General features: G+C 54.9%; 12 protein-coding genes. 4 read left to right on the top strand and 8 right to left on the bottom strand.

Features of this window, described 5'->3' with window-relative positions; translation table 11 throughout:
• Nucleotides 1-215, bottom strand: a 215-nt coding sequence (locus B3Z49_RS02755) for a DUF3126 family protein (protein WP_008891916.1), incomplete at its 3' end; no start/stop codon positions are given.
• 278 nt (nt 216-493) lie between these two features.
• On the opposite strand from B3Z49_RS02755, the gene B3Z49_RS02750 reads away from it, so the two are divergent.
• Nucleotides 494-1261 (top strand): glutathione S-transferase, encoded by a 768-nt coding sequence (locus B3Z49_RS02750; protein ID WP_296988091.1) that lies wholly within the window; start codon nt 494-496, stop codon nt 1259-1261.
• A gap of 17 nt (nt 1262-1278) precedes the next feature.
• Here B3Z49_RS02750 and B3Z49_RS02745 read toward each other — a convergent pair whose 3' ends face one another.
• From B3Z49_RS02745 to B3Z49_RS02730, 4 genes are read right to left on the bottom strand one after another with little or no spacing between them, the layout of a single operon-like run.
• Entirely contained in the window at nt 1279-1590 is a 312-nt protein-coding gene (locus tag B3Z49_RS02745; protein WP_296988089.1) for an AtuA-related protein, read from the bottom strand.
• A 2-nt stretch (nt 1591-1592) separates the two neighbouring features.
• Entirely contained in the window at nt 1593-2930 is a 1338-nt protein-coding gene (locus tag B3Z49_RS02740; RefSeq protein WP_296988088.1) for an acyclic terpene utilization AtuA family protein, read from the bottom strand.
• Entirely contained in the window at nt 2927-4795 is a 1869-nt protein-coding gene (locus tag B3Z49_RS02735; protein ID WP_064782064.1) for a TRAP transporter permease, read from the bottom strand. The genes B3Z49_RS02740 and B3Z49_RS02735 overlap by 4 nt, the downstream gene beginning before the upstream one ends.
• A 32-nt stretch (nt 4796-4827) precedes the next feature.
• Nucleotides 4828-5796, bottom strand: coding sequence for a TAXI family TRAP transporter solute-binding subunit (locus B3Z49_RS02730; protein ID WP_008891921.1), 969 nt, complete (start codon nt 5794-5796; stop codon nt 4828-4830).
• Nucleotides 5797-5934: 138 nt separating this feature from the next.
• Between B3Z49_RS02730 and B3Z49_RS02725 the strand changes: the two genes are divergently transcribed.
• Together B3Z49_RS02725 and hpt are read left to right on the top strand one after the other, a co-directional pair.
• Nucleotides 5935-6888, top strand: a complete 954-nt coding sequence (locus B3Z49_RS02725; RefSeq protein ID WP_296988083.1) for a LysR family transcriptional regulator — start codon at nt 5935-5937, stop codon at nt 6886-6888.
• A gap of 211 nt (nt 6889-7099) precedes the next feature.
• Nucleotides 7100-7636, top strand: coding sequence for a hypoxanthine phosphoribosyltransferase (gene hpt / locus B3Z49_RS02720; RefSeq protein WP_008891923.1), 537 nt, complete (start codon nt 7100-7102; stop codon nt 7634-7636).
• Nucleotides 7637-7680: 44 nt separating this feature from the next.
• Here the strand turns inward: hpt and B3Z49_RS02715 are convergent, their stop codons facing one another.
• The 3 genes from B3Z49_RS02715 to pobA all read right to left on the bottom strand — a co-directional run bounded on the left by B3Z49_RS02715 (nt 7681) and on the right by pobA (nt 9872).
• Nucleotides 7681-8172 (bottom strand): hypothetical protein, encoded by a 492-nt coding sequence (locus tag B3Z49_RS02715; RefSeq protein ID WP_296988081.1) that lies wholly within the window; start codon nt 8170-8172, stop codon nt 7681-7683.
• The gene (locus tag B3Z49_RS02710; protein WP_063086883.1) at nt 8169-8462 is read right to left on the bottom strand and encodes a DUF883 family protein; all 294 of its coding nucleotides are present in this window, start codon (nt 8460-8462) and stop codon (nt 8169-8171) included. The genes B3Z49_RS02715 and B3Z49_RS02710 overlap by 4 nt, the downstream gene beginning before the upstream one ends.
• A 243-nt stretch (nt 8463-8705) precedes the next feature.
• Nucleotides 8706-9872, bottom strand: coding sequence for a 4-hydroxybenzoate 3-monooxygenase (pobA, locus tag B3Z49_RS02705; protein WP_296988077.1), 1167 nt, complete (start codon nt 9870-9872; stop codon nt 8706-8708).
• 382 nt (nt 9873-10254) lie between these two features.
• On the opposite strand from pobA, the gene B3Z49_RS02700 reads away from it, so the two are divergent.
• Nucleotides 10255-10535 (top strand): HAD-IIB family hydrolase (locus B3Z49_RS02700; RefSeq protein ID WP_296988075.1); only part of this gene is annotated, 281 nt, incomplete at its 3' end.

Here is a 10535-nt window from a genome sequence, read left to right as displayed (position 1 = left end):
GGTGCCGGCGGCAGATCTTCTTCAAGGATGACAAGGTTCAGCGAGTAGCTGACTTCGCCTTCATCCTCGTCACGATGCACAACACCGACGAACTCGTCGCCAACACGCATTTCAATCGGATGGCCTTTTTTCTTGGGCGCATCAATGGCGATTTTCGGGTTATCAAACGTGCGACGCAGATAATCTTCGACGCGTGCGATCTCTGTCGGTGTCATAGGACTTGCCCCTTGTTCTTTCCAACGGCTTTTGTCTGTAAGACTACAGGATATCTCATACGCACTTTGGCGTCTGCCCTCTATCCTAAAGTCTTTTGTTAAATCTGGTGCACTGTCCTTTCACAAACCGGACAGTAAAATCAAGCCCATCGGGCCAAAAAAGTCGTAAAACCGGCCATTTTTTGCAGCATACGCGTCAGGGAACCGGATGTTTGCGCATTCCGGTTGTCACGCGATTGTCTATTGCATTGCCCGCGGGCACCGTTTAAGCCAAATATATGACCGAAATCGAAGTTATGCCCAAGACCGACAGCGGCACCGACACCAGCACCGCATCTGCCAAAACCGAGACCGCCGACCTTCCCCCTGCGAAGGCCATAGCAGACGCTGCTGCGCAATCCCGGCCCATCCTTTACAGTTTCCGTCGCTGCCCCTATGCCATGCGGGCACGTATTGCCTTGCTGGCCGCCGAAATTGATGTCGAACTGCGTGAAGTTGTCCTGCGCGACAAACCGCAAAGCATGATCGATGTATCGCCCAAGGCAACCGTCCCGGTTCTGGTCCTGCCCGATGGCACGGTGGTCGATGAAAGCCTTGAAATCATGGTCTGGGCACTTGCGGAAAATGATCCGCTTGAATGGCTGACACCCGAAAGCGGCACGCTTGACGACATGCTGGCCCTGATTTCGCAAAATGACGGCCCGTTCAAGCATCACCTTGATCGTTACAAATATCCCAACCGCTATGAAGACGTAGACCCGCTCGAACATCGTCGGGATGCGGAAAAGATCCTTAACCGCCTTGATGGTCGGTTGGCGGTTGGCAAATACCTGTTCGGGTCGCGTCCGGCATTGGCTGATTTCGCCATTGCCCCCTTCATCCGCCAGTTTGCCAATACCGACAAAGGGGCGTTTGACGCCATGCCGTTCGTCCATGTGCAGCGCTGGCTTGATGATTTCCTGGCCTCCGAGCTTTTTGAACGCGCCATGACCAAATATGACCAATGGCACGAAGGCGACACGCCGATCATTTTCAAGGCGGCTTAAATCGCTTACTTGTCCTGTTAGCGTTGCCCGTCAATCGGCAGGGTCAGCAACCGCGAACTCAGGCATTTGCCATGCGGATCCAGTGCAAGGGTCCGCGTAACCCCGCCGCCCAGCGCCTCATACATCACAAAATTAAGTGCCCCGATCTGCGGCAACTCATAACGTACGACATCGCCCGCGATCAAAGACCCGAAATGATCGCGAACCCGTTCTGCGGTCACCTGTTCAAGCAAAACAGGCCAATCTTCGGGGCGATAGGCAATCACCGAAACGTTTGAGATATTCCCCTTGTCGCCGGTGCGCGAATGCGCAATATCGCGAAGCTGCATTTTCACGCCTCCATCATCTCGAACCGCGTCACCAGCCTGTCTTCGGGCAGAAGCCCTGAAACAATGGCAACGATTTCACGCGTTGATTTGGTTACGCCACCACCCCCGGCAGGGCCGTTCAGATACAGGCTTTCAACTTCCTCGCCAATTCGGGCCGCCGTTTGCAGATCGCGTGTCCTGACGACAAAGCGCACACGAACTTCTGACGGCGCACAGTCGGATGCCGCAACATCCTTGAAAATCGAATTGACGCCAATCAGTTCGCCGCGCACTTCATCACAGGCAATCCCGATCTGGTCGATCCGTTGATGAAGGATATCAAGTGCGAGTTGCCCGCGCGCCGTGGCACCGGGCCCGGCATAGGATATCTGCCCCTCCCCGACACAGCTATCGATATAGCCGATCGATACCTTAAGACTGCCGGTTTTGGGTAAACCATCCCCGTTCGATACCGCCACCCGATCCGGGCCCACTTCGGTGATTTGAACTGCGGAAAAATCGGCGATCACATCGGGCTGGATATAGCGTTTCGGATCATGGACTTCGTATAGCAACTGTTCCTTGCACGTTGCGGCATTCACAAAGCCCCCCGTGCCCGGCAGTTTTGTAATGATGGCGTTGCCATCTTCATCAACCTCGGCAATCGGGAAGCCAAGATTGGCCAGATCGGGCACATCCTTTAATCCCGGATCGGCAAAATAGCCACCAGTAACCTGCCCGCCACATTCCAGAAGATGCCCAACAAGCGTACCGCGCCCCAAACGCGTCCAATCATCCATCTGCCACCCAAATTCAAATATCTGGGGTGCCAGAAACATCGCAGGATCGGCGGCCCGCCCGGTCAGGACAACATCCGCACCAGCCTTAAGCGCATCAACAATGCCACCTGCCCCCAGATAGGCATTTGCCGAAATCACTTCTTTCTTAAATTCGCCAAGCGTGCAGTTGGCCTCGTCGATCACAAATGCATCGGGTGAGAGAACATCAAGAACATTGTCGCCTTGCACGGCGGCAACCCGCAGGCCCGAAAGGCCCAACTCACGCGCGATCTTGATGGTGTGTTTGGCTGCGGCCACCGGATTTGCCGCCCCCATGTTTGAAATCACCCGAACACCTTTTTCGCGACAGATCGGCAAAACCGCGCGCATGCGACGTTCAAGCAACGGGTCAAACCCGGCATTCGGATCATGCATTTTGGCCTGCTGGGCAAGTGCTATGGTGCGTTCAGCAAGGCATTCGAAAACCAGATAATCAAGATTGCCTTTCGCAGCCAGATCAACAGCCGGTTCAATCCGATCCCCGGAAAAACCGGCACCTGTGCCAATACGGATGGTTTTCATTGGCCACCCTCCATGGCCGCACGGCGCATGTTACGGCCGACGAAAAAGGCACCGCCAAGCAACATTGCCGCGATCATTGGCGTCAGAAACGCGGGCCACAGTGCGACCCCAATGACAATCACAAGCATCGCGCGGTCAAGCCACAGCCTTCCGGTGAATGTCTGCCCGCCCAGCAATGCCGGGATGGCAACCACAAGAACAAGACCGGACAGGACCGCATTGATAATGGCCAAGCCGCCGCCCCCGGCTGTCATGCCCGGATACAGCAACAACATGAACGGCACAATATAGGTCATCGCCCCAAGGCGCACCGCCTCGAACGCGGCAGGCAGCCAGTTGGTCTGCGCAATCCCGGCCGCGACAAACACCGCAACGCAAACCGGCGGCGTGATCACCGAGATGGTCGCAAAGTAGAATACAAAGAGATGGGCTGTAAGCGGCTCGACACCGACCGCGGTCATCGCCGGTGCAAGAACAGCCGCGACCAGCACATAGGCCGCCGTTGTCGGCAGCCCCATACCCATAATCAGGCACACCAGCCCGACAATGATCGCCACAAGAACGGTTGAGTCCCCGGCAATGGCAACAATCATGGAGCTTAGCGTCACGCCGATGCCAGTCATGTTGATCATGGAAACAAGGATCTGCGCCCCGGCAAGCAACACCCCGATAATCACCATGCCCTTGCCGGCATCGGTCACACCGGCCAGAACGCGCTTGAACATTTCGCCAACCGACAGGCGCCCGGCAGAGGTCGCCACAAACGCAATCAGAAGTGCGATCATCCCATAAAAGGCCGAGGTCGCAACCGAGCGCCCCATAAAGATACCAACCGCAAGCCCCCCAAGGGCTGCGATGATCGGCAGCACCTTGCGCAAGGCAAGAATTTCTGACCAGGCCGGAAGCTCATCCTCGGGCACCAGTTTAAGGTTTCTTCTGGTTGCGACGATGTGGACCGTCACAAACACCGACAGATAAAACAGAACCGCTGGAATGATTGCCGCGACCATGACATCGACATAGGCAATGCCAAGAATTTCGGCCATCACAAAGGCGGCCGCCCCCATAATCGGCGGGGCAATTTGCCCACCGGTGGAGGCAACGGCCTCAACGGCCGCTGCCAGTGGCCCGGGATAGCCAAGACGCCGCATCATCGGGATGGTGAAATTGCCGGTGGTGGCAACATTGGCAACCGCCGATCCGGAAATCATTCCGAACAGACCGCTGGAAATAATCGCGATCTTGGCGGCACCGCCCTTTTGGCGACCACCAAGACGCATCGCCAGATCCATAAAGCTTTGCCCGCCACCAGTATGAAGCAACAAGGCACCAAACAGCACGAAGGCCGCAATCACCGTGGCGGCAACGCCGGTCAGCATGCCCCAAATTCCAAGATCGCCAAGGAAAATGGTTTCGGTGACAAACTCGATATCAAAACCGCGATGCCCCAGACTGCCCGGAAGATATTCGCCAAGCAGCGCATAAAGCAGCCCGACAATCACAAGAACCGGGAAAATCGCCCCCACGGCACGGCGGCCAATTTCAAGAACCGTCACAACCAGACCAACGGTCAAGGCCATGTCCAGTTGCGTTGCCCATGGCAAAGTGGTCATGATTTCATCGTAGTTCACGACGATATAGCTGCATGCGCTGATCGTCACCGCGGCCAGCAACAGATCAACGATCAAGCCGATTGTTCGCCAACCGGTTCCCTTGCCCAGCGGATAAAGACTTAGTCCAAGGCACGTCACAAGTGCGAGGAAAACCGCCCTTTGAATAAGGCTCTCAAATGGGCCGGTTGCAGCGGTATAGAAGACGAATATACCCACGAGCAACGCAAACCCGTCGCGGATGCGCACAGACATGACGGTTTTCCTCTAAGAGTTCCGGTTTCTTGTTATTTGGACGGATCGAGTTTGGCCGGGATATCGTAGCCGTTCTCGCGGAACCATTTCGCAGCCCCGGGATGCAGCGGGATTGTCGCATACTGCAAGGTCAGTTCAGCCAGATTGACGCCTTTTACACTTGCCATTGCGGTGCCCTGCACTTCCGTATCCGACATGATTGCGTCGACAATCTTGTAGGCGGCATCTTCGGACAGGCTTGCACCTGCGCCAACACCGACACCAAAGCTCCAGGTGGAATAGGCATCAACGCCGTCTGCGGCACCTTCGGGGATATCAACGACCGAGATATCAGGCATCTTTTCAATCAGGGCCTGTTTCTGATCATCGGTCAGGCTCAGGACCTTGATCGGAGTAAATGTTGCGATATCAAGCGTGGAGCTATCAAGTTTAAGACCGGCACCGGATTTAACATAACCGGTAACACGGTTGTCCTTGATCATGTCCACAACATCGGTGGTCGAGCCACGGACATATTCAGCCGAAAGGCCAAGGGCCTCGAACACGGCCTCTGTTGTGCTTTCGGTTGCCGATCCCTTGATACCGGGATTGAAACGCTTGTCTGCAAGATCGGAAAGCGTCGCGATACCGGAATCTTCACGCACAATCACGTTCTGCGGTGCACCGGTATAAACCCACAACAGACCAAGCCCGTCCATCGCGCGACCGTCAAACGCCTTGGTCCCGGCATGGGCGTGTTGGGCGACGTTGGTCGTGACCAGACCAAGGTCGATCTGATCGCGTTCAATACGGCGCAGGTTGTCCATCGTCGCACCGGTTTCAACAACGGATGCCTCGATACCGTTGTCGGCATCGTTGATCAGCTTGGCCACAGAAACAAAATAGCCGTAATGCGAAGATGATGCAGACGTCGAGCCGATCAGCAGCTTTTCCTGTGCGAAAGCCGGTACCGACAAACCAAAGGCGAGCACGCCCGCCAAGGCGAGTTTTGAAAGTTTCATAATGTATTCCTCCCTATGCCGTCATCGGCATGTTTAACGTTCCGTCGGCAAGTCTTGTGCTTGGTTGTTTTTGGACGGACCGAAAGTGTCGACCAGTTTCTTTGTTGCAGGAAGATCAAATAATGAGATAATTGATGCATGAAACGCATCAATCTTGATACCGAAGAAATAAGATCCTTCTGTCTTCTTGCCGAAACGGGCAGTTTTCGCAAGACGGCTCAACGACTTGGCATCTCGGGATCAACGCTCAGTCGGCAAATCAGCCGGATCGAAGACCGCACGCAGGCGCGACTTTTTGACCGTGACACACGAAATGTTGCACTGACCGAACAGGGAAAGATGTTTCTCAGATTGGCGGAAAGGATCCTGAATACCACTGATTCCGCCCTCGACGAATTTGACACCTACCTCAATACCAAACGCGGAAAACTGACCATCGCCGGACTGCCTTCGGTAACGGCCGGACTGCTGCCACCGCTGATTGCCGAATTCATGCAGGCCCACCCGAATGTCGATGTTCAGCTAAATGACATGCTGTCCGAGGGGGTCTTGCGCGAAGTCGAAATGGGGCGTGCTGATATTGGCTTTACCGCCGATGTGGTCGAGGACACCGATAACCTGTCCTTCCAACGATTGCTGAGCGACCGCTTCATCGCTGTCGGGGCACCGGGCGGATTTCTTGATGAAAACCGGACGTACAAATGGGAAGAAATCCTGTCGCAGCCAATGGTCGCAATGTCGCGTGAAACAAGTGTGCGCTCGATCATCGATGCCGCCTGCACCCAGCACGGCTTTGCCTTTCACCCCCGCTTTGAGGTGGCCCATCTGGCAACCGCAGGCGCGCTTGTGTCGCAGGGGCTCTGCATTACCGCCCTGCCGTCCTTGACGCTTCCGGTTCTGGGTCGTGCCCCGCTGGTTTTCAGACAACTGGAAAGCCCGGTTTTGCTGCGCCATATCGGTCTGATCTGGCGATCGGGTCGTACCTTGCCCCCGGCGGCACAGGCATTTTTGCATCTGGTCCGAAGCCGCAACCTCAAATCACTGGTCGCACATCTGGCCACTGAAAGCACAGCTGAAGACACAGTGGCATAGCGGCCTTCGAATGCATTTGACATTTAGCTGACGGCACAGAAGCGATTTCGCACCCATTGCGGACAAATCCACAGCTTAATTCCCCCCATGCGCGATAACATCTCCAAGCTTGGAAGGATTATACTTCTGTTACCATTCACAGGCTGGTCATCGTGACCGGCTTGTGCTAGCAAGCGAAGCATCACACCATAACGCTTCAGGACCGGAATTTATGGCCGATTATGATGTCAAGCCGCTGATAACGGCGGACGAGATTGCCACCAAGATCGATGCGCTTGCCGCCGAGATCAATGAAAGCTTCAAGGATACCGAAAAGCTGATTGTTGTTGGCCTGCTGCGCGGCTCCTTTGTTTTCATCGCCGATCTGGTACGCAAACTGACCGTACCGGTCGAAGTCGACTTTATGGTCGCATCCAGCTATGGCGATTCCACGGAAAGTTCGCGCAACGTGCGCATCGTCAAGGACCTTGATGGTCAGATCCGTGGCAAGGATGTCGTGCTGGTCGAAGACATCATTGATACCGGCTACACCCTGTCGGAAGTGGTTCGGCTTCTGAAAACCCGCGATCCGAACCGTCTGGAAATCTGCACGCTTCTGAACAAGCCGTCGCGTCGCGAAGTTGAAATCCCGATTGATTTCTGCGGCTTTGATATTCCTGACGAATTTGTGGTCGGTTATGGCATCGATTATGCCCAGAACAACCGCAACCTGCCCTTTATCGGCACGGTCCATTTCCACGGCGAATAAGCCGGGCGAAAACAGTATTAAAAAAGGGCGGGCAGCTTGATCAGCTATCCCGCCTTTTTTGTATTCGGATCATGGTGCGCTTCTTGGGTTTCCATATGCCCCTTCGGGGGATCAAAAATACCAAGGGCTGCAAGGTCGGTGACCATTTTATCAAACCCCGATTGCATGCGCGGTTTGTTGCCCTGGCCAGTTGCATAGCCGGTCATGGCCGAATGCACCAAAAGATCAAACAGCATGTCATCTTCGGTTTTTTGCCTGCGCGCAGCATCGTCATGCACTGCTGCGGGATCAACCGCATCGCCGGGATCGCGCTGTAACATGATGGCAAGGGCAACCAGCCCCAGTGTCACCAGCGTACCGCCAATCGCCATGGCAGCCGCAATCGCGCCAAAGGATGCGGCAATCGCCATATAGATGGCCGCCAGCAAGAAGCCTGCCCCGATCAACATCACAATTGCGATCGCGGCAAAAGCCGCGCCCTTTCGGACCGCGGCCTTTGCCTGATCGACAAGTATGTCGGTCAGCTGATCAATCATTTCTGCAGCAGACGGCCGATAAGCAGGCCGACACCAAAGGTCACGGCTACAGATGCCAGCGGGTTCTCGCGAACCTGATCCACAGCCACACCGCGTGCATGATCAAACTGATCACGCGCCTGACCGGTCACTTCACGAATGCGCTCCGCAGCTGCCTGCGTTCTGGTCTCTGCCGCCTGACCACCCATCGCCTTCAGGGTTTTGGTGATTTCGGCCAGATCGCTGCGCAGGGCATCGACATCCGCCTGCAGTTTTGCATTATCAGCAGTCGTCTCGGTCTTGGTCGCCATGGTTTTCTCCTATTGTCTTGAAAACAGCAACACACAGGAAACGTGCGGACATTGCATAAGGTTCCCCAACCAATTGTGATGATTTCGGGGCATAACGGTTTGACCATACATAAAAACCCGGCAAGCGATGCCAAAAAGAAACGGTCCGCGTGGGTTGCGGACCGTTTCATTACCTGTCGGACTTCTGGGCGGAAATGGAGAGCGGGACTTCTCCGTCGGGGGTGGGTATCCCCGTTACGTTGATCAGTAAGGCAGACCGACGTAATTTTCCGACAGGGTTTTCAGACCTGCTTTTGACGACAGGATATATTCAAGCTCTGCATTGCGAATGCGACCATCAAATTCATTCTGGTCATCAAACGTATGCAGCATGGAGGTCATCCACCACGAGAACCGCTCTGCCTTCCAGACACGGGCCAATGCCGTGTCGGAATAGCTTGCCAGCAGATCTTCGCGGTTGGATTTGTACTTTGCGATCAATGCTTCGGACAGGTAGTGAACGTCGCTCGCCGCAAGGTTCAGGCCCTTGGCACCGGTCGGCGGCACGATATGGGCGGCATCACCGGCAAGGAACAGACGGCCGTGTTGCATCGGCTCCGCCACAAAGCTTCGAAGCGGCGCGATGCTTTTTTCGAACACTTCGCCCTCATTGACCAGTTCGGCGTCCTCTTCACCAAGACGGGTGCGAAGCTCGTTCCAGAAGCGATCATCTGACCAGTCTTCGATCTTGTCCGTCATCGGCACCTGGACATAGTGGCGAACGACCTTGTCCGAGCGCATCGAACACAGCGCAAAGCCGCGGTCATGCTTGGCGTAAATCAGTTCTTCGGCAACCGGCTTTGCATGGGCCAGAACGCCCAGCCAACCGAACGGATAGACCTTTTCGAACTCCTTGACGCCCGGCAGGGTCTTGCGCCCGACGCCGTGGAAACCGTCACACGCCGCGATATAGTCGCATGTCAGTTCAAGCGCGTTGCCGTCTTTGACATATCGAACACTCGGCTTGTCGCCATTGATGTCATGCAGGCTGACATCTTCGGCTTCGAAGATGATTTCACCACCGTGATCAAGGCGCGCCTGAATCAGGTCCTTGGTGACCTCTGTCTGGCCATACACCATGACGGTCGAACCACCGGTGAGTTCTTCGATATTCACATGCGTGCGCTTGCCGTTGACGCTGATATAGATGCCGCCATGGATGATGCCTTCCTTGTTCATGCGGGCATCGACGCCCACACGTTTCATCAGATCGACCGTTCCCATTTCAAGAACGCCTGCACGAATGCGACCTTCGACATAGTCTCGGCTTTTGCGTTCCAGAATGATGGACTCAATCCCCTGCACATGCAGCAGATGTGACAACAGCAGACCAGCCGGGCCCGAACCAACGATAACGACAGGGACATGCATGACGATTTCCTCACAAGATCACGGTTTTTGGTTCTGTTTTTGAATTGGAACAAGAACCGTTCCATTGCGGAAAGAATACGCTTGTTGCTGTTGGGACAGAATGGACAAACCGGGATAATGATTGGACAAATCGAACATGTATTGGGTTTTGGTTATACCTTGTACGTGATCTGGTTCTAACCATCCGATGGACGCCCTGTCGCCAATAGCCGATCCTTGTCTGGGAACAAGCGTAATAGTGCCGGAAAATTCATCGCATTTGTCGTCGTGATGAAAAATTCATCCTGTGAACTGTCGATCCTTTGTCAGCACTATGCTAAGTTGTTTCTTTCGGCCCTGCACAATGGCCAAAAATCCCTTAAAACCGCGACAGAACGGGAAGATGCCTCAAAGCCGCGCCATCGCCATTTTCACAGATCTTGACGGCACATTGCTTGATCATGACACCTATAGCTGGACGGATGCCCGCCCCGCACTGGATCGGCTGAAGCAGCTTTCCATCCCCCTGATCGCGGTATCTTCAAAAACACTCGCCGAACTGGAACATATCAATCAGACATCCGGTCTGTTTGACGGACTTATCGGCGAAAACGGCGGCGTTATCGCGCTGAATGGCAATGTCGAACAATATGGCCCGGCCAGCGAAACCGTTGATCGCACCCG

Origin of the sequence: Thalassospira sp. UBA1131, assembly GCF_002311515.1 — a bacterium.
Taxonomy (GTDB): domain Bacteria; phylum Pseudomonadota; class Alphaproteobacteria; order Rhodospirillales; family Thalassospiraceae; genus Thalassospira.
Note: the sequence above shows the minus strand (reverse complement) of the source record. Positions and strands in the feature narration are given on the sequence as shown.